This is a genomic window from Arcticibacterium sp. GJ41-1, assembly GCF_055808875.1.
This window is the reverse complement of record NZ_CM147888.1, coordinates 2,541,159-2,562,477: the sequence shown is the minus strand read 5'-3', so window position 1 is coordinate 2,562,477 and position 21,319 is coordinate 2,541,159. Positions and strand designations below refer to the sequence as shown.

General features: G+C 35.8%; 14 protein-coding genes. 12 read left to right on the top strand and 2 right to left on the bottom strand.

Going from position 1 to position 21,319, the window contains the following annotated elements; all coding sequences use genetic code 11:
• Nucleotides 1-122: 122 nt before the first annotated feature.
• Complete coding sequence (locus AC0L6O_RS10535; protein ID WP_473308402.1) at nt 123-1,391, top strand: hypothetical protein; 1,269 nt, start codon at nt 123-125, stop codon at nt 1,389-1,391.
• Nucleotides 1,392-1,461: 70 nt separating this feature from the next.
• Here the strand turns inward: AC0L6O_RS10535 and AC0L6O_RS10530 are convergent, their stop codons facing one another.
• Nucleotides 1,462-3,693 (bottom strand): family 65 glycosyl hydrolase domain-containing protein, encoded by a 2,232-nt coding sequence (locus AC0L6O_RS10530; RefSeq protein ID WP_473308400.1) that lies wholly within the window; start codon nt 3,691-3,693, stop codon nt 1,462-1,464.
• Nucleotides 3,694-3,843: 150 nt separating this feature from the next.
• Nucleotides 3,844-4,497 carry a beta-phosphoglucomutase gene (gene pgmB / locus AC0L6O_RS10525; protein WP_473308399.1) on the bottom strand — a complete coding sequence of 218 codons (654 nt, stop codon included), beginning with the start codon at nt 4,495-4,497 and terminating at the stop codon, nt 3,844-3,846.
• A gap of 341 nt (nt 4,498-4,838) precedes the next feature.
• Between pgmB and AC0L6O_RS10520 the strand changes: the two genes are divergently transcribed.
• The 11 genes from AC0L6O_RS10520 (at nt 4,839) to AC0L6O_RS10470 (ending at nt 21,271) form a co-directional block, all read left to right on the top strand.
• Entirely contained in the window at nt 4,839-6,572 is a 1,734-nt protein-coding gene (locus AC0L6O_RS10520; RefSeq protein WP_473308397.1) for an alpha-amylase family glycosyl hydrolase, read from the top strand.
• A gap of 3 nt (nt 6,573-6,575) precedes the next feature.
• Nucleotides 6,576-7,919 carry an MFS transporter gene (locus AC0L6O_RS10515; RefSeq protein WP_473308396.1) on the top strand — a complete coding sequence of 448 codons (1,344 nt, stop codon included), beginning with the start codon at nt 6,576-6,578 and terminating at the stop codon, nt 7,917-7,919.
• Nucleotides 7,920-7,936: 17 nt separating this feature from the next.
• Nucleotides 7,937-9,172, top strand: a complete 1,236-nt coding sequence (locus AC0L6O_RS10510) for a hypothetical protein (RefSeq protein ID WP_473308395.1) — start codon at nt 7,937-7,939, stop codon at nt 9,170-9,172.
• Nucleotides 9,173-9,999: 827 nt separating this feature from the next.
• A complete protein-coding gene (locus tag AC0L6O_RS10505; protein WP_473308393.1) occupies nt 10,000-10,479 on the top strand; it encodes a glycosyl hydrolase 108 family protein in 480 nt (159 codons plus the stop codon).
• Between the two features lie 218 nt (nt 10,480-10,697).
• Entirely contained in the window at nt 10,698-11,423 is a 726-nt protein-coding gene (locus AC0L6O_RS10500) for an NAD(P)-dependent oxidoreductase (RefSeq protein WP_473308392.1), read from the top strand.
• A gap of 395 nt (nt 11,424-11,818) precedes the next feature.
• Entirely contained in the window at nt 11,819-12,580 is a 762-nt protein-coding gene (locus AC0L6O_RS10495; RefSeq protein ID WP_473308391.1) for an SDR family oxidoreductase, read from the top strand.
• A gap of 2 nt (nt 12,581-12,582) precedes the next feature.
• Nucleotides 12,583-13,497 carry a helix-turn-helix domain-containing protein gene (locus AC0L6O_RS10490; RefSeq protein ID WP_473308389.1) on the top strand — a complete coding sequence of 305 codons (915 nt, stop codon included), beginning with the start codon at nt 12,583-12,585 and terminating at the stop codon, nt 13,495-13,497.
• A gap of 135 nt (nt 13,498-13,632) precedes the next feature.
• Nucleotides 13,633-15,081, top strand: a complete 1,449-nt coding sequence (locus AC0L6O_RS10485; RefSeq protein WP_473308388.1) for a CotH kinase family protein — start codon at nt 13,633-13,635, stop codon at nt 15,079-15,081.
• A 1,390-nt stretch (nt 15,082-16,471) separates the two neighbouring features.
• A complete protein-coding gene (locus AC0L6O_RS10480) occupies nt 16,472-17,476 on the top strand; it encodes a ComEC/Rec2 family competence protein (RefSeq protein ID WP_473308386.1) in 1,005 nt (334 codons plus the stop codon).
• On the top strand, nt 17,460-19,841 hold the full coding sequence (locus AC0L6O_RS10475) for an RNA-directed DNA polymerase (protein ID WP_473308384.1): 2,382 nt from the start codon (nt 17,460-17,462) through the stop codon (nt 19,839-19,841). Before AC0L6O_RS10480 ends, AC0L6O_RS10475 begins: the two co-directional genes overlap by 17 nt.
• Nucleotides 19,838-21,271, top strand: coding sequence for a DNA polymerase (locus tag AC0L6O_RS10470; RefSeq protein ID WP_473308383.1), 1,434 nt, complete (start codon nt 19,838-19,840; stop codon nt 21,269-21,271). The genes AC0L6O_RS10475 and AC0L6O_RS10470 overlap by 4 nt, the downstream gene beginning before the upstream one ends.
• Nucleotides 21,272-21,319 lie beyond the last annotated feature (48 nt).

The following is a 21,319-nucleotide window of genomic DNA, read 5'->3' as shown; positions in this document are numbered from 1 at the left end:
AAAACCTTCTGCATTTAAAAGAATACACGCTTTGTACACCGTTTTTTGAGTTCTAATTTCACATATATTCATTTTTTCTAGGTCACCAGTTTTGACCTTAAAATTAAAATTTGATGCCATATATGAAATACTTAGCTAAAGCATTTGTCATTTTTTCATTCATATTTATTGCCAGCTGTGGAGACAAAAAAGACGTAGAACCAAGCCTGTCAGATGACTTAGGCTATGATGTAGAATATACCGACGAAACCATCCTCATTGAAGATGCTAGTGCTATTTTAGCTTTAGACACCGTTTCACAAACCTATACTTTTGACGCCACTAAGTTTCAAGAAGAACCTGCAAATGGTGAGGTTATTTTAGTAGCAGGAGAAGCTATGCGTAAAGTAAGTAGTGTTCAAAAAAGTGGCGATAAATACATTATTCAAACACAAGATGCAGCCCTAACCGATGTCATAAAGAATGGCACCATTGCTTGGGAAATAACACCAGAATGGGAGAACGTAGCCTCCGTGAGAATGGGTAGCAGAAAGGTAGCGAGCCCGGAAGGATTCACTGCCAACGGTATTGAATTTTCTATTAGCAGTGGCGGTATAGACCATAAAGTAAGAATAGAACCGACTTTAACTGACGGAAAAATAAGCTCATGCAACTTTAAAATGCAGATGGTGAAAAAGGTAGGAGGAAGTGCCACCGTAGCTTTCACTGCCGAAGGCACAGCTAAACTGCCCAAACAAAAGACAAAAATCACCATTAAAGATGGGAAACTAGAAACCTTCAATGCCAACAATGAAGGAATATCTTCTGATATAACACTAAGCCTTGGGGCAGCAGGAGGAAAATCAGGCGAACATAGCCTCAAGATGCCTGGCGTAGCCCTCAGTATTCCAATCCGTTTTATTCCAACACCTAGCGGCCCTATTCCAATGCCTATTCCTATGTCCATTGATATTGGGATTCAATTCGTGTCGCAACTAACTATTCCAGACATCCAGTCTTCTGCCACTGCTGAGAGTAAACTATCCTTAACTGCCGATGCTGGTTTTGAATATAAAGGCACCACGGTAGAAACTTCTGCTAAAATTGGGAAAGATGAAATCACCGACGGAACATTTGATTCTGCAGCTAATTTGGGGCAACCTATTGATGTGCAGTTTGGCATTGCTTTTCCTAGAGTAGGGCTCAATATTGCCGGTCAAGAAGTAGCTTATGTACACACAGGATTTACCACGGGCTCTAGTTTATACTGGGGACCGCTCTGTAAAAGTGGTTATGTAAAACTTTTAGTAGAAGGCGGCTATGCCTTAAAAGTACTGGGTCAAACCATTGCGGAAGAAAAAAAGGTATTTGCTGAAAGCCAAAAGGTAGCAAAAAGTGAAAACTGTCAATAACAAATACTTAAGCATAAAAAAAACTGCCAGCTTACACTGGCAGTTTTTTAGTAAATTCTAGAAACCTTATTTATAGGTCTTTAACCTCGTATCCATCTTTATTCACAGTTACCTCTTTCAAAGTACCTTGAAATCCGACTCTAAAAGAGTAAGAATCCCAGCTGCTTGGCAATACTGGATTAAAAGAAAGCTCACCATTTTTCACTCTCATTCCACCAAAACCTTTTACCACAGCCATCCAAGTACCCGCCATAGAAGTAATATGAAGACCATCTTCTGTGTCGTTATTATAATCGTCAAGGTCTAACCTCGCCGTACGCACATACATTTCGTCAGCCTTATCAACTCTTCCTAGCTTACAAGCCAAAATGGTATGCACACATGGTGAAAGCGAACTCTCATGAACGGTCATTGGCTCATAAAAGTCAAAATTCCTTTCTAATTCTTCTTTAGAAAAATCATCTTCATGGAAATACATTCCCTGAAGCACATCAGCTTGTTTAATAAAGCAAGACCTCAAAATTCTATCCCAACTCCATTTTTGGTTAATTGGTCTGTGCTCTTCAATATCCGACGCTGCTATTAGTTCTTTATCTAAGAAGCCATCTTGTTGTAAAAATACTTGCCTTCCTTCATCATAAGGAAAGTACATTTTCTCAATAATGTCCTTCCATTTTTCCGTTTCAGCAGCTTCATCAAAGTTAAGTTCAGCTTTTACGCCACCATTTTCTTTAACATAAGCAAGAGCCTCTAAGGTGTATTTCAGTGTCCACTTTGCCATATAATTGGTATACCAATTATTATTGACATTGTTTTCATATTCATTAGGCCCTGTAACTCCCAGCATTACATATTTCTTCTTGTCTTCAGACCAATTGACTCTTTGAGCCCAAAAACGAGAAATGCCTATCAATACGTCTAAACCATAATCTTTCAAATATGATTTATCGCCCGTATAATTAATATAATCATGAATGGCATAAGCAATAGCCCCATTTCTATGAATTTCTTCAAAGGTTATTTCCCACTCATTATGACATTCTTCACCATTCATTGTGACCATTGGGTACAGTGCAGCTCCTTTAGAAAAGCCAAGAAGCTCTGCATTTTCAATAGCTTTTTGAAGATGATTATGCCTGTAAACCAATAGATTTTTTGACACTTCTTCAGGAGCAGTAGCTAAGTAAAAAGGAATACAATAAGCCTCTGTATCCCAGTAAGTTACTCCGCCGTATTTTTCGCCAGTAAAACCTTTTGGCCCTATATTTAATCGAGCATCTTTCCCAGTATATGTTTGCTCTAAATGGAAAATATTAAATCTAATACCCTGCTGAGCAGCTATATCACCGTTAATCTGAATATCGTTATGATTCCATTTTTCTTCCCACGCTTTTTTGTGGTCGCCCAAAAGCACCTCAAAACCCAAATGAGCTATATCATTCAAGTATTTTTTAGCTACTTCTATTTGGGTCTCTGGAGCGTGATTTTCAGAAGAAAGGTTACAAACGTACTTTTGAACCGTAGTTTTGATATTAGTAGTTAAGGGTACTTCAAAAGTTCTTCCTACATATTTCTCCCCACGAACGGGCAATGATTTCACTTCCTGCACCTTTTCAGCTTGAAAAAGCTTCACTCGCATACCAGAAGTTATGGTAAACCTAGGTACGTTTTCCCATGGAGATTCTTTAGTTTTTAGAGTCAAATAGGCTTCTGTCCCTACCAACTCCTTATTTACCTCTTCCCAAAACTTTTCGCCATGGTTAGAGTCTCTATTACTCACATCACCATCCAAAAAAGCCGTTATTTTGGCCGTTCCGGCAAAGTTTAGCGGAGTGATAGAATAACTCAAAACAGCCGCCTCGTCATGAGACATGCTACAAAATCTTACAGATTCTATGCTTAGCTCATGGCCATTTTCCATTTTGACAGTACATACTCTTTTCAGGGTACCATCTTTCATATTTAGCGTTCGCCAAAAACTAAGAATCTCACACGTAGCCAAATCAAGCTCTACACCATCTATTTGAATAGAAAGTCCATTCCAGTTTATGGCATTAATCACCTTAGCAAAGTAATTAGGGTAACCATTTTTCCACCAACCTACTTTGGTTTTATCTGGATACCATACACCAGCTATGTAATTCCCTTGCAATGATTTGCCAGAGTAAGTCTCTTCAAAACTCCCTCTTTGACCCATACGGCCATTGCCAAGGCTCATTAACGATTCCGTGACCTCATTATATTCTGGGTGAAAACCCTCCTCTATAATGCACCATGGGTCGTGTTTTATATAATTTTTCATTTTTATCTCACTTTAAATAAATCCCAAATGAGGTTTGACTTTACTCTCACCACTTTGGAAAGGCCTAAGCCCCTTTTCGCTTAATAAATCAACCTTAAATAATTAATAATAAAGTTGTTATTTCCTAAGCTTTATTGTTTTTATAAAAAACTATGACTGTAATTTCTTCAAAAGGTCACTCAAATTTTCTCCATCAAAAGAGCTCAAATTCATGTCTGCATTTGGCAAGTTTTCCTTAGAACCAATGCCTATAGCTTTCATGCCTGCTGCATGAGCCGCTTCTATGCCGGCAAAGGCATCTTCTATAACCAAACATTCCTCATTTTTCAAACCTAAAGCTTCCGCTCCTTTTATGAAAACTTCTGGGTGAGGCTTTGATTTAGTAACCGAGTTACCATCTACAATGGCATCAAATTTATCCATTAAACCTATTTTCACTAAAATCTTAGGTGCGTTTTTACTCGCCGACCCTAAAGACATTTTTAGTCCCAAATCCTTTATTTGTTGAATAATTGACTCAATGCCTGGCAGAATTTCATCTGTGGTCATTTGCTCGACCATCTCTACGTACCAATCATTCTTCTTCGTTGCTAATTTCAGAATTTCCTCTTTGCCTAATGTTACACCACCTTTCTCTAAGATTCTATCTATAGAATCCATTCTACTTATTCCTTTCAGCGTCTCATTAAACTCCTCATCTATATCAAAACCTAATTCGTTTGCCATCCTTCTCCACGCAGAATAGTGATATACCGCAGTGTCAACAATTACACCATCCAAATCAAATAATATTCCTTTTATCATAGTCTAAATTCACTTTTAATATTTCTTAGGCTTCGCAAAACTAATTCCTAATTTACAATGCTTAAAACAGATTTGATGTCAAAAGGTGCCACATGCCGTATTATGTTTTGACTTGACAGTTCATTTTCCTATTATTTATTGCAATTTTCATACTTTAAATGCTTTTACAAATCATTCTTTACTCCGTTTTGGCTAAACTGCTTTATTCTCTATACAAAAAGCAAATTCTTGGATAATTAAACATCCTTAGCCAACTTGAAATCTTAACTTTGACAAAATTAAAATCCGAAACACCACTTAGAATACTTAAATTTCAAATAAAAAGAACTTAGCAAGACTATATGACTCAAAACGTGTCGGGCAAAAAATCAGATAAACTTACCTTCTACCAAATATTCACTAGGCTATTTGGAAATAGCAATACCACTAATAAATACTACGGTAGTATTCAGGAAAATGGCGTTGGAAAATTAGCCGATATCAACAAAAACGCTCTTAAAAGTCTTAAAAAATTAGGCATTAGCCATGTGTGGTATACCGGTGTTATAGAGCACGCCACCATGACAGATTATAGTTCCTACGGAATCAAAAAAGATAATCCACTTGTGGTCAAAGGAAAAGCAGGCTCTCCTTATGCCATAAAAGACTATTACGATATTGACCCTGACCTAGCCACTGATGTAAAAAACAGAATGGCCGAGTTTGAAAGTTTGGTCAAAAGAACGCACGAAGAAGATTTAAAAGTCATCATTGACTTTATTCCAAACCATGTAGCTAGAGAATACAAATCTGACGTAACAAGAGATGGTATACTCAATTTTGGCGAAGACGACGACCCGTCAAAGGCATTTTTGCCACAAAACAACTTCTATTACCTTCCTGGTACAGAATTTAAAGTACCCGCTGAACTTAAAAGTCCCATAGAAGTTGATAAACCTTATATAGAGAAACCTGCTTTAGCCACAGGAAACGACGTATTCTCCGAAGCACCCAGCATTAATGATTGGTTTGAAACTATAAAATTGAATTATGGTGTAGACTATCAAAATGATCATACCAGCCATTTTGACCCAATTCCCGATACTTGGCTTAAAATGCGAGACATACTCCTTTATTGGTCAAAAAAAGGAGTAGACGGTTTTAGATGCGACATGGCACACATGGTGCCTGTTCCGTTTTGGACTTGGGTCATCAAAGAGGTAAAAAAAGAATTCCCAGACATGCTTTTCATTGCCGAAATTTATGATGTAGGCTTATATCATGATTTCATCTTTAAAGGCGGTTTTGATTATTTATATGACAAAGTAGGTCTTTATGATGCATTAAGACGATTGATGGAAGGGCATGGAAATGCCAATGACATTACTAAAGTGTGGCAAAATGAATCAGGAGAATATGCAAACCATATGCTCCGCTTTCTTGAAAACCATGACGAACAGCGAATCACCTCGCAGCAATTTGCCAAAGATGCTAAAGTTGGTTTACCTGCCATGGCACTTTCAGCCTATCTGCATGATGGACCATTAATGCTTTATTTTGGACAAGAAATTGGCCTAAAACCAAATGGTGCCGAAGGCTTTCAAAGTGATGATGGAAGAACTTCCATTTTTGACTATTGGGGCTTAGACGAAATGGCCAGATGGAATAATGATGGCAAATGGAACCTAGCCAAACTAAGCAAAGAAGAAAAAGAACTCAGGAAAGCTTACACCTTAATAAATGAAACGGCCACTTCTAATGAGGCCATCAATGCTGGGAAATTCTTTGACCTGCAATATGCCAACATTGGCAATCCTGCTTATAACGACACCAAGGTTTTTTCCTTTTTACGTTATACCGCTTCGCAAAAGTTACTTTTCGTTTTCAACTTTGATTTGAACAATTCTTACAACTTTAAGCTTAAATTGCCAGAACTAGCCTTAGGCATGATGGGAATTCAGAAAAAAGAAATTTCACTAAAAGGTCTCAAGCAAATCAATAAACCCATTAAAAGCCAAAAGATAAGCCTAGTAGCTGACGCTGAAATTAACATTGACATTTCAGACAATAGCTGGCAAATCTTTGAAATAAACTAAGCTATGAAATCAAAAAAGCCAAACCTTAGTACAAGCCAAATCTGGAACATGAGTATTGGCTTTCTGGGTATCCAGATGGGCTTTGCCCTTCAAAATGGTAATGCCAGCCGAATTCTCATGAATTTTGGTGCTGATGTGGAAGAGCTTTCTTGGTTTTGGATAGTAGCTCCACTCACAGGAATGTTAGTGCAACCTGTAGTTGGTTATTTCTCCGATAAGACTTGGACCAAACTTGGCAGAAGAAGACCTTACTTTTTAGTAGGAGCCATCATAGCTTCGATAGGGCTTTTGCTTATGCCTAATGCCCATTTGTTTATAAAATATTTGCCAGCACTGTGGGTTGGAGCAGGTTTCCTTATGATAATGGATGCCTCTTTTAATATCTCCATGGAGCCTTTTAGAGCTCTGGTGGCAGACAAACTTAATTCTGAACAAAGAACTCAAGGTTACGCCATACAGACTGTGGTGATAGGCATAGGTGCTGTGATTGGCTCTTGGTTTCCCTATGTGCTGACTAACTGGCTTGATATTACCGGAAGTACAGTTGGCGGCGTATCCCTTAATGTGGTTTGGTCTTTTGTGATAGGAGCCATCATCTTACTTGGTACCATTATCTGGACAGTTTCTAAAACACCAGAATACTCTCCTGAAGAAATAGCTCAATTCGAAGCCCCCGAAGAAAAGTCTGAAGTACTTATCGATAGCTCAATCAAAAGTATTTTTGTTGATTTTAAAAACATGCCTCAAACCATGAAACAGCTTGGTTTGGTACAGTTCTTTTCTTGGTTTGGTCTCTTCTCAATGTGGGTTTTTGCTACGCCAGCCATTGCTCAGCATACCTACGGCTTAGCAGCTACAGACAGTAGCTCTCCCCTATTTAATGAAGCTGCCGACTGGGTTAGTGTCCTTTTTGGTTTTTATAATTTAGTGTCTGCCGTTTATGCATTTGCTTTGCCAAAAATTGCCAAGACCTTTGGAAGAAAGAAAACACATTCCTATTCTCTTATATGCGGAGCCGTAGGTTTAATTTCTATTTACTTCATTTCAAACCCGAACCTGCTTATTTTATCTATGATAGGCATAGGTATAGCTTGGGCTAGCATTTTGGCCATGCCTTACGCTATTTTAGGCGGAGCTATTCCTGCCAAGAAAATGGGCATCTACATGGGAATTTTCAACTTCTTTATCACCATTCCACAAATCATAAATGCCATGGTGGGTGGGCCTATCATGAAAAACTTCTTTGGTAATCAGGCTATTTTCAGTTTGGTATTAGCAGGCGTGTGTTTCGTTTTAGCTGCTGCCGCTACTAGTTTGGTTACAGATTCGGACGAAATAGTTTCTTAAATTTATATCCTCACACAATGTTAAAAACTTACATTACTTCAATATTACTATGCCTTAGCATTTTCGCAAATGCTCAGCAAAACTTTAAACCTGGTTACATTTTATCGGACAGTAAGTCTGATACTACCTTCGGTCAAATAGATTATCAAAACTGGGAGAATAACCCTAAAGAGATAAGGTTTCAAAACAATAATAACCAGATTCTCAATATTGTTACCTCTGAAATATCAGCTTTTGGAATTTCAAACGAAGAGCACTATCAAACCAAACGTACTTCTTTAGACATTACCCCAAATCAAGAAGGTAGGTTACTAAAAACACCAAATAGAACAATTACAGAAGATACCTTAATCTCGCTTTTAGTTTTAGTTAGTGGAGAAAACAGCTTGTATTTTTTCAAAGATAAAAGGGACAAAGAGCACTTTTTCCTAGAAAAGCAAAATGAAATAACAGAACTGGTCAATCATCGATATTTAATAGAACAAAACTCAAAGCTATATATCCGAGAGTTGCCATTATATAGAGCTCAACTTAAGTCTCTTTTTTCGGATTGCTCAAAGGAGGTTAAAGTAGACGGTATTCCATTTGTCAAAAAAAGTCTGACTAAGAAATTAATAGAATACAATGAATGTGTGGGATGCACCTATTTATGCTATTATGAAAAAAAGAAAGACGCCAGCTCTATCTCTCTTGGGCTCGTATTAGCTTATAACTCTGAAAACAAAAACTTTGTACATATAGATTACCTTCCTGATATCCGTCAGAGATATACCCTAAAGTCACAAGGGCTAACCTACGGTATTAATGCGGAGTTTGTAATGCCTCGAAGTTTAAACAGGAATAGAATTTATTTTGAGGCCTATTATATACAGGAAAAAATAGATACAGAATTAAAAGATTATCTACAAAAACTAAACTCTATTAACCTTACTACCTTGTACAGGCGAAGTCTAGCCAACACCAATGAAATAAAGCCATACCTCGGAATTGGACTTGGATTGAAGTATTTACTAACTCCAAGAGATGAACATATATTTAATCCTTTAGAGGTGATAACACCTCAATTACTGCTAGAACTAGGAATTAAAAGGAAAAATTTAGGTGCTTATGCTCGGCTAAAAAGCTACCCTTTCCCAACCTCAGATTATGAATATTTATACAAGCGAGTGGCAGAAGTCTATGACAAATTCACATACAAAAAACTGCAGTTTCAATTTGGACTTAGCTACTTCTTAATAAACAAGACAAATTAAGGTACTTACATCAGCCAATACCTCTAGAATCAACATTGCGGTGTCCTAATCAAATCAGAAAGGGTTCCTGTCTTATTTTAGGGTCTATCTGGCAGCTTAGCTATGCGGACGAGGTAGTTTCTTAAATAGCCATTCCGAAAACAAGACTTCTGTCTCCAAAAGTCTTACATCTGCTTTATTTTAAATTCTATAATTGACCTAGAATTTTAAACCCTTTTTATTCTTCAATCGTATCTAACGCGTCGATATCTTCTTTTTGATATAAGAATTGGGAAAAATTGAGCATCAAAATCCCCGTTTTTAGTCGAAAACAAGGTATCATTTCGGAAGAATATTTCTCATAAAGCCGAAAAAACCAAATAGTCAAAGAAATTTATAGGCAACAACCATACGTTTCTTAACATTTTCTTAATATAAAAATAATATAATCGGAATGTCAAAATATCACTCAAATTTAGCTATCCTTTTACTAGGAGTAGTTGCACTTTTCCAAGAAACCTACATTTTCCGCAAACGTTTTAAATACCTAATACCAAGAAGATTAACTACTAAATAACAAAGTGAATACTATTAATATATTGCAGCCGGAACAATAAGACCGTATCTTTGTAACGTTTTAAAGGCATTAGAATAATCCAAACACAACTAAAAACATTTGCAGTCAAAGGCTGCCGAACCGCGAGTAAAGTTTTGCGGTGGTAAGGTTATACCAACCAATAAATTGTATGAATCAAAGACGTATAAACGTTTTTCTTTTAACAGTTAGTTCTTTAATTTTTTGTTTTAACGTTAACGCGGCCTCTTTTGAAAAATATGCACCAAAATTGATGCATTTCGAAGGAGTTGGATATGGAATCCATAAGCCAATTTGGGGTGAAAGAGATTTTTCGAAATCTGAAGCCCTTAAAATTCATCGTCAACATTACTGGAATCGCTTCCATGGAGATTTGTTCGCAAGTCAGGAAGTAGCCGAAGTTTTTATAGATCATATCATAAACGCGGGTTCTGGTAAGAATAAGGCCAACATCAAAGCTTTTGAAGCTATTATAGGTGCTGAGCAAGACGGAATTTTGACAGTTGATGATGTTAAAAGAGCAAATAGCTTCTATTTTGCTGAGCAAATTGTAAATCCATATGCGAAATACAGAGTGCTCTATTATAAAACCAGAAGCCATGTAAGCGAAAATCCAGGATGGATAATCCGAGCGAAATCATTTATGATGCGAAACGCTTTTGGAATCGTTGCTTTGACAGACATCAGCCTGCCAGATTCAATTGAAAGAAGATTTAGACATGTTAGGCTATAAATAGCCCAAGACTTTAGCGAGTCACCCGAAAAGCCCGTCTCTCATAGGAGTGATGGGCTTTTTTTATGTCCACACTTTACTGCTCTATTAACGTTAAAACCAATAGACTACCAAACCTCTTATCAAGCATACGCTCCCCTTAAAAGAAATTAGTTTTGATACAGCTTTTTTAGTTCTAATATGCAAAACAAATTAGATGAAAAAGAATAAAAAACAGTATGTCAATTTTAGTAGTAGGGGCTAGCGGAGCCACAGGTAAACTATTAGTAGAGCAACTTTTAAGCGAAGGTCATCAGCTTAAAATAGTGGTAAGAACACCAGAAAAATTACCCGACTCTTGGAAAAGCAACACCCAATTAAGCATCACAAAAGCCAATATTTTAGACCTTAGCAATAAGGAAATGGTAGCACTCACGGCAAACTGCCATGCTGTAGCATCCTGTCTGGGACATAATATGAGTTTGAGTGGCATTTTCGGGCATCCAAGAAAACTAGTCACAGAAGCCACCAAAAGGCTATGTACCGCCATTAAGGTAAATAAGCCTGAGCAGCCCATTAAATTTGTGTTGATGAATACCACTGGAAATAGAAACCGCGACCTTGATGAGCCTATTTCCTTTGCCCAAAACTGCATTGTGGGGCTTATTCGTTTCCTAGTGCCACCTCATGCCGATAATGAAGCTGCTGCTGAATATTTAAGAGCGGTAATTGACCAAAACAGCCCTTTTGTAGAATGGGCAGCGGTTAGGCCAGACAGCCTGATAGATAAACATGAGGTAAGCCCTTATGAAATATACCCCTCACCTACCCGAAGTGCTATTTTTGATTCTGGAAAAACCAGCCGAATAAATGTGGGTCACTTTATGGCGAGTTTAATTACTGATAACACTCTATGGAATAAATGGAAGGGACAAATGCCCGTAATCTATAATAAGGAGTCTTAAGACACACCCTTTACCGTTTAATAAAAATTTCTCGAAGTGTGATTTTTATAAACTAGCTTTAACCAGAGTAAAGCTGTCCATAGTAAATGGTATGCCTAATAGTCATAAAAGTCTTTTCCGTCATGAATCACACAAAATCTGTTCACACGTTTATAAGTGTTTTGTGTTTCATTTTCTTAATAAGCTAGCAAAGCTTACTTAAGCTCGAGTTTTTAAGAGGTGAAATACAAGACTGTGGTAATGGCCTTTACAAAGTAGCTATGGCTGCAAAAAAATCTACAGCAAATCAATCCTTCAAAACAGACATTTATGCATAATAGCTACAATAAGCATAGATTTGGATACAAATGTTTTTCCGATGCTGCGGACATTTGTAAAAACAAAATGTAAACGAAATGTCAAATAACAAAATAGCCCTACTTACAGGTGGCAGCCGTGGTTTAGGTAGAGATATGGCTGTGAATCTTTCTAAAAAAGGAATTGATGTCATATTTACGTATCATACCAATGAAGCTGCCGCAAACGAGGTCATAAACGAAATAGAGCAAAACGGACAAAAAGCGAAAGCTTTTCAATTAGACACCAGTGATGTTGGCCAATTTGATGAGTTCTTTACAAAACTCTCTTCATACCTGACAAGCACTTATGGCAGTCCAAAATTCGATTTTTTGATTAATAATGCAGGAACTGGCGTTTACAAACCCTTCATGGAAACTACCGAAGAGCAGTTTGACAGCATGGTCAATATTCACTTTAAAGGCGTCTATTTTTTGACCCAAAAAGCAGTTCCTTTATTAAATGACGGCGGCCGTATTGTCAATATTTCTTCAGGACTAACTAGGTTTTCTTTTCCTAACTCGTCTGCTTATGCTTCAGCTAAAGGAGCCGTTGAGGTTTTTTCACGATATTTAGCCAAAGAACTTAGCCATAAAAAAATAGCCGTTAATGTGGTGGCTCCCGGTGCGGTTGGTACCGATTTTGGTGGTGGAGAAAACAAAAACAACGAACAAAAAATAAAAGCCGTAGCCAGTTTTACTGCCTTAGGCAGAATGGGCGAACCGGAAGATATAGGCGGCATAGTGGCGTTTTTATGCACAGAAGATGCCAAATGGCTTAACGGACAGCGTATAGAAGCTTCAGGTGGAATAATGTTATAAAGATGCAGAACAAGCTTAGAAAAATTGAAACCATTTCAGACTTCCATAAAATACGGGGGCTTGGCAGTCCTTTGCATTCATTGGTGAGTTTGATAGATTATAGTCAGGCTAAACTGCTTCCAGAATATGTGGGCGAAACATGGCATTTTAATTTTTACTCCATCGGACTAAAAAGGGATGTGGGTGTACTTCGTTACGGGCAGCAGAAATATGATTTTAGTGAAGGTATTCTCTCTTTTATAGCCCCTGGGCAGCTCCTGAGCATTGAACCTAATGCTAATGCCGACCTGAAACCCTCAGGTTGGCTACTGCTTATTCATCCTGATTTTATCTGGAATTCTAGTTTGGCAAAGAGCATTAAAAGCTATGACTTCTTTCATTATGCCATAAATGAAGCTCTTTTTATGTCAAAAAAGGAGGAGAAACTCATTGAAAGTATTTTACAAAACATAGGTCAAGAAATAGAAGGAAACATAGACCACTTTAGTCAAAACATCATCATAGCCCAAATAGAGCTATTACTCAGCTACTCGGAGCGGTATTATCAAAGGCAGTTTATCACCCGAAAAAAGAGTAATCATGAAATATTGGAACGTTTAGAAACCCTCTTAAATGATTTTTTCAATGATGAAAACCTTATTAACACAGGACTGCCAACCGTACAATATGTGGCTGAAGAGTTAAATTTATCACCAAATTATTTGAGCAATTTGCTAAAGTCTTTGACAGGACAAAACACCCAACAGCACATTCACGAAAAGCTGATTGAAAAAGCAAAAGAACAATTAGCTACCACTACTTTATCTGTTAGCGAAATAGCCTATCAACTTGGTTTTGAGCATTCTCAATCATTTAGCAAACTCTTTAAGTCAAAAACTAACTACGCTCCGCTCAAATTTCGTCAAACCTTTAATTGACCGAAGGCTACCCTTTCATGCAGCTTTTGAAAAGGGTCACATTTTCACTTATCAGAAATAAATATCGGCTAAGCCGCAAGTTTTTTGGATGCTTCGTATCTAAACCTACATACGAATCAAAATAAGTGAAACAATATGAATTTTAATAAAGTCCTTTTTTCTATCCTAGCTCCTTTATCACTTTTGGTGGTGAGCTCCACTGTGTTTTTAGCTTGCTCAGAGAGTGATGCTTTGGTAGACCCTGATGTGGTGGTGGTAGACCCAAACCAAGAAGTGGAAGAAGAAGTATATGATGATACCGATTTTGTAGCTACCGACTGGACAGATGAAACCCACAGCAAATCTGGCGACCCAGCGTACGATATGGTTTTTAATGATAATGAGGTACAGCGAATAGACATCGTAGTCACCGAAAACAGATGGAACCTCATGCTGGCCGATATGACCAGTAAATACGGAACTTTTGGTGCTTCACAGGGTGGTGGTCCTGCCCTATCAGATGCAGAAAACCCGATTTTTGTGCCTGGTGAAGTGTTTTATAACGGAAAAGAATGGTACCGCGTAGGTGTTAGATTTAAAGGAAACTCTAGCTTACAGTCTACCTGGAAAAGTGGTAACCTGAAATTATCTTTCAAATTAGATTTTGACGAGTTTGAAGACGAGTATCCGCAAATTGACAATCAGCGTTTTAATGGTTTCAAGAAATTGAGCCTTAAAAACAACTACAACGACAAATCTTTTATGCGTGAAAAAGTAGCTGGCGATGTCTTTAGAAACGCTGGTTTGGCAGGAGCTCATACCGCTTTTTATGCCGTATATGTAGACCACGGCGATGGCCCAACCTACTTTGGACTTTACACCATGGTGGAAGAAATTAGCGACACCGTGATAGACGACCAGTTTTCTAGCGATAAAGGAAACTTATACGAACCAGACGGAGACGCAGCCAGTTTTGCCAACGGCTCATACGACACCGACGAATTAGGAAAAGAAAACAATGAAGATGAGGCCGACTTTACCGATGTGAAAGCTCTTTATGATATCATAAACGATGCCTCTAGAACTACAGACGCTGCGGCATGGAAAACACAGGTAGAAAGTGTTTTTGATACCGATGTATTCTTAAAATATTTGGCGGTGAACACCACCATCCAAAACTGGGATACGTATGGCAGAATGACGCATAACTATTACCTATATAATAACCCTGACAATGGTTTATTGACATGGATACCGTGGGATAATAATGAAGCTCTTCAAAACGGAAACCAGCAAGGTTCTTTAAATCTGAACTTCTCCGATTTATCTACCAACCAATGGCCAATCATAGGATATTTATATCAGCAAGACGATTATAAAGCCAAGTATGATGCTTACCTACAAGAGGTGATAACGGGCGTTTTTGAGCCTACTGCCATGCAGGCTTTATACAGCCAATATCAAACGCTGCTAGAGCCATATGCTACCACAGAGGTGCAGGGTTATACATTCTTAAGAAATTCGTCGGAGTTTAGCTCAGCGGTGAATACCCTAAAATCTCATGTGACTAGCAGAAAATCTGCTGTGGAGTCATATTTGAAATAAGCCTTAATATCTCTACCTAAATATAAACTAAATCCTGCCCATTTTGGGTGGGATTTTTTGTGTGGGGTGACCGAATAATCAATAAATGAGAATTTGCTTTTACCTCTTGATAGAGTAAAATAAAATGCATTCCGACATACCCAATATTCTGGGTGCAACCCGTCTTTTTCATCGTATCTCAGTAAAGCTTTTTACTCGCTGCCTTTTCAGACGGAACTTCCTTTTTGTTTAGGCAAAAACGAAGGAAAAACCACTTACCAAAATAAACTCACACATTCAAAATTTCATTAACACGCCCACTTGTTAGAATAATATCAAGATAAAATTTTGACCGTGTTTCAAACAGTATTTTGGCAATAAGGATTGCACTCATTTATGATACCCCAGCGGGCTATAAGATGAATAGAGAAGGGGGAAATTCCTCCCCTTGCGGAGTCTTTGATAGGAAAAATGCATTCCGACATACCCCAGCGGGGTATAATATTAATAGAGACGGGTGCAACCCGTCTTGTTGAAGCTATACCAATAAAGCATTTGGCGGAACTTTTGGCCTTTAAAAGCCAAAATTGTGACAAATTGTTTAATGAATGAAAACAATCTATGAACCTGTGATGACTATTAATTCTCTTCTGCATTCATGCTTTTGACTCCGCTGTCTTTCCACCTGCCTGTCCTCCTATCGGCGGATTAATCGGCAGACAGGGACAGGTTTGGGCAGCCCCGACTCCTTTTTGTTAGGGCAAAAACGAATCGCAGCGGCGAACCGTCCAAAACCATCTACCAAAATAAACTCACACATTCAAGATTTTATTAACACTCCCAATTGTTAGAATGATATTATCATAAAATTTTGACCGTGTTTTAGACAGTATTTTGGCAATAAGGATTTCATTCATTTATAATACACCAGCGGGGTATAAGGTGCATAGAGACGGGCAAAACCCCTCCCCTTGCGGAGTCTCCGATAGGAAAAATTTATTCCGACATACCCCAGCGGGGTATAATGTTAATAGAGACGGGTGCAACCCGTCTTGTTCAAGGTATGGCGATAAAGCATTTGGCGGAACTTTTGGCCTTTAAAAGCCAAAATTGTGACAAATAATTTAAGGGTTAAATAGCTGTCTATGAATCAGTGATGTTCCTTGATAAATCCCTTTAATATGAAAATAAGTTACATCGACTAATCCTGCCCACTTTGGGTGGGATTTCTTGTATAAAATGACCGAATAATCAATAAATGAGGTTTTGGGTGGTTTTTGGTTTTGAAGGGGGTAATTTTAGTGCAGAGAAATGGAACATATTGAGTTATTCACAATCCTTCCTAAAAAAGTAGTAACAACTATATCTTAGTTTTTCGTTTTTTTTTAACGCACAATTAGTATTATAATTTATGAATATAAAATTTCTAAAAGCAGGAAGTGGTGATGCAATTCTTGTTCAACATAAAAAATACAATATTATTATTGACGGTGGAAATGACAGCAAATACCTAATTGCAGAAATCGATAAAATTCATCAAAAAAATGAAGTCATAGATTTATTAGTGATAACTCATCATGATGATGACCATATCAAAGGAATCATAGATTTATTAAATCATATTGATGAAAATAATTTTAATGATGAATTGGAATTTATAAAAAAAGTCATATTTAATTCACCAAGGAAAATATCAGGAAAGATACCTGTTGATAACTCAAATCTTTTATCATATAAACAAGCGAAAAAAGTTGAAGAACTCTTATCTAAAACTAATGCTGAATGGAATACTTATACAGATAAAAGTGAGTCAATAATATTCGAAGATTTAATAATTGATTTTCTCTCCCCTACGACGGAAGATTTAGAAAAATATAGCCTTCAAAAGGGAGCCTATTTGACTGGTGATTTCAAATGTGATTGGAATTCACCTTTAATAAAACTAGATAAGTACATAGATGACAAGAGTCAAGATAAAACAATTTCCAATAAAAGTAGCATTGTTTTACAGCTTCAATTAGACAACAAAAAAACTCTCTTAACTGGTGATGTAACCCCGGATAGATTAGAAATAATACTTGATAAATTATCAGAAAAAAATAAAGGTATTCCCGTTCAATTTGACATCATTAAACTACCACATCATGGAAGTTATCGTAGTATCACCAAACAAATTGTTCAAAAAATAAAATGCAATACATTTATCATTAGTACAAATAGCAAAAAAAACTTTTTGCCTAATAAACGAGCACTTCTTAAAGTGCTTAAATATATCGACAGAGGTGATAAACAGCCAATTAATTTCATTTTCAACTATGAAGAAGCCCTAAATAATCTTAAAATCACCTCTGAAGAAAAGAAAGATTATAATTTCAAATTAACACCTAATAATGAGCAATATGGCATTAGTATCTGAAAAGCTTAAAAAATGTGGAGTTAAAGTATCTGCTTTTGTAAGTGGTGTTCCTAGTTTTGGCTCTGGTATTGTTTATGAAACACCAAATTACTGTGAATACAATTATGTTTTAACAGCAAAACATATTTTACAAGAGGATTCACAAACAGATTTTTGCCTAGATAAAATCACAAACCTTACCGTTCATTATAATGATAATGGAAACTTTAAGAGATTACAATCTTTCAAAAAAAGTGATTTAGAAAAATGTTTGATAATTTTTGAAGATGATTTAGCAATTATTATAATTGAAAAAAATCCAAATGTCAATTTCTGTCAAATTCTGGTTTCCGATAAATTGAAGGATGAGGATAAATCCTTTTTTTCATGGGCTACATTTTTATCTAATGAAACTGAAATTCACCTTTTTAAATTTGAAAGAAATGATACTGAATTAAAACGAATAAAATTGATTGGTACTGCCTCCCCAGAATCATTACCGGGAATGTCGGGTGCGGGGATTTTTATTGATAATAAGAATATACTTTATGGAATAATTAGTCGATATCCTAATGACAATTTTGAATTGAATACAATTGATAGTGTTCGGATATCATTTGATTCGATTAATGCTAGGTTAAAATTAAATAATAAAGTTCAGTTAGACACGGAGGCTTCTAAGCAAAAAAGAGAAGTCAATAATTCTGTCATTGATATTCACCAAGCAAATATTAATGATGTTTGTCTTGATTTGGAATTGGCTAGATTAAGGCTTAAAACAGACATGATTGATGACTGGTTTCATGACCCACTAAAATACATTGATTTATTAAATCAAGATTATCTATTTAAGCAATTTGAAGAATATTTTGACCTCAATAAGTACAAATCAAACTTAGCAGAACAATTCTATGTACCAAAAAAGAAATTTACTCTAAGGCAAGCACTGGTTTTACCTTTCATTGACCGTGTTGTATATATGGCCGTTGTGGGTGTATTAGCGGAGAAAATGGATCAAGCAATGATACCAAATATTTATTCAGCTAGATATAATAAATTTTCAAAGAACCAATTGATAATAAACGGAGTGGAGCAGTGGAAGAAAATGCAATACGCCCTCTCTCATAAAGCGAACAGCGTAGATGATTTAGGACACTTTAATTTCAATTGCATAGTCGAAATAGATATATTAAATTTTTATGATAACATAAGTAAGGAATTGCTAATTGAAAAAATTGAGAGGGTTTGTGAAACGAATAATGAAAAGAAAGCATGTAAACTTCTTGGAGATATTCTAAAGAACATTTCAAGTAAAAGTTTAGGCTTACCACAAAATAGTGACGCTTCTGCTTTACTTGCTACTTTTTATCTTAATCAAGTCGATGTTTATATGCAAAATAGTTCATTCGCATATTTCAGATTTATGGATGACATTAGAATCTTTTGTAAAGACAAATATGAAGCAAGAAAGATTCTACAAGACTTTGAATATGAATTAAAACGATGTCATCTCTCTGTAAATTCTCAAAAGACAAACATAATTTCAATTGTCGCCGAAGGTAAGACGATAAAGGACAATGAAGTTTTAAGAGATGCTTTAGATAACCTTTTTGACCTAGAGTTAAATAAAATATCTAGACTACGGAAATCAGGTAATTATGCTTATTTAAATCAAGCCTTTCACCAAAGTATTGCTTTGCTGAACGAAAATATTGATGAAGACTTAAATACTTCTGACGGTGCAGCGAAAAAGTTAAATTATGCCCTAAATACAATAGAACTTTTAGGCAAAAAGAACTTAAATTTTCACAATGTTGAATTGAAAGAATCATTATTACTAGCTGTGAGAAGTTTAATTGATAAGCCCTGGATCACTACTCAAGTTTGTAAAGTGTTAAATCTTTTACCAACGGAAATAATCTTAAATGATTATTTAGTTCTACTTAAGAAAGTCGTATTGGATAGCAGTTATAATATCTATGCATTTCAAACATATCAAATTTGGCTTTTGTTGGCTAAACATAAAACTAAATCATCCGACCTAATTCAATATGCAGTTTATAACATAGAAAGAAATGATGTCACTAACAGAGCAGTTATTGCCGCAATGATTATATATGTTTGTTCGGTTGATTCAAATTATAAAAGAGTAATAATAAGAAAATATGGAGAGGGGTTCACTCATGGCTATTTCCAAAATAGGATAGCACTTATTTCTTTAAGAACATTTGATACCGAATTAATAAAAAAACAGTACATGGATTCATCCCTCAAAAGCTCTCACGAATTTACAAATAAGTTTAAGAATAAAGATTTGGTATATATACAGGGTTTTGATGAATCTGACGACCATCAAAATTTTATCGAACAATTATATTCAATATGAAAAGAATACTTGTAGCCCTAATACAATCTAAATGGTACTCGTTAAATATTGAAAATCATAGCGAGTTTAAAACCGAACTTGAATGTAATAATAGAAATACATTTATCACTTTTCAAACCAGTGACTTGATTAGAGAATTTAATTCGATTAAGATAAAAAAAATACCCACCATAATCGACATTGAGTCATTTGATAAGCAAATGTCTCAAGAAGGCAAAGAGTTTCGAAAATATTCAAATTGGAAAGCAATAACATTCCTTAAATACCATAAAATAATAGATTCTGAGTTCAAACTTACTAAGGACAGAATAAAAACTTTTTTAGAGCATTTAGCCTATCTATATATAAAACTTTCAGAGAAAGATGAGATAGAAATGAAAAGGTTTGAAGACATTGAAATTAAAATTAATAGTTTAATATATGAAAGGCAGAGGCTTGGTGTTAATGTGGATCTAAATATAGCGAAATCGAGGTGTGGTGAATTAGAAAAAAAAATATATCTTATAAAAAATGATTTGCAACTCAACCATAATATTTTTACTCCGGATAATTTCGATACTCAAAAACACTATTTAAAGGAGAAGAATTATCGCATTATCAATTCAATGCTTTACACCTTTAAAATTAACAAAAAGAACGATCAGGTTTGTAGTTTACTTTACGAGTTAATAAGGAATCAACAAGATCTTGATAGCCTACTATTCATTCTTTCACATTGGGGTGGGGAAACAAGAACATTTCCGTCATATGTTGGCTTTGGGACGATTACATCAAGAATAATTTTACGTCAACCCTCTCTTCAGAATTTAAGAAGGTCTAACAGGGATATTTTAATTCCTGAAGTAGGAAAAAAACTATTGTATATCGACTATTCTCAATTTGAAGCAGGAATCCTAGCTTCTATTAGCAATGATAGTAAATTGATTGATTTATATAATTCAGATATTTACGAAGATCTGGCAGTGAAAATCTTAAATAATAAAGCAGATAGAAAGGAAGCTAAAATTATTTTTTATAGATATATGTATGGTGATGATAGTTTAAATAAAGAAGCTAAAACATATTTTGAAAGCTTCAATGATTTAGAAGGCTATAAACTATCAATAAAAAAGCAATTAATTCAAAAAAAGAAAATTGGCACGAAATACGGAAATTATAGATATTCAAAAAGCGATGAAAGCACTTGGGCTTTAAGTCATGTAGTCCAATCTACAGCATCATATATATATAAAAAGGCGTTACTTGAGGTTCAAAAAAATATAAATTCGGCAGAATTTCTAATACCAATGCACGATGGGACTGTATACCAGATTAATGAATTAGAATATGAAGAGACGAGATCTAATATCGAAAAAATTTATATTGAGCAGTTTAAGATAGTATGTCCCAAAATTGAACCAAAATTGAAGTGTAGTGACAAATTTGAATAATGAACAGCTAAAATACTAGTAGAAAACCCCAGTTCCCTCTCTCTCTGT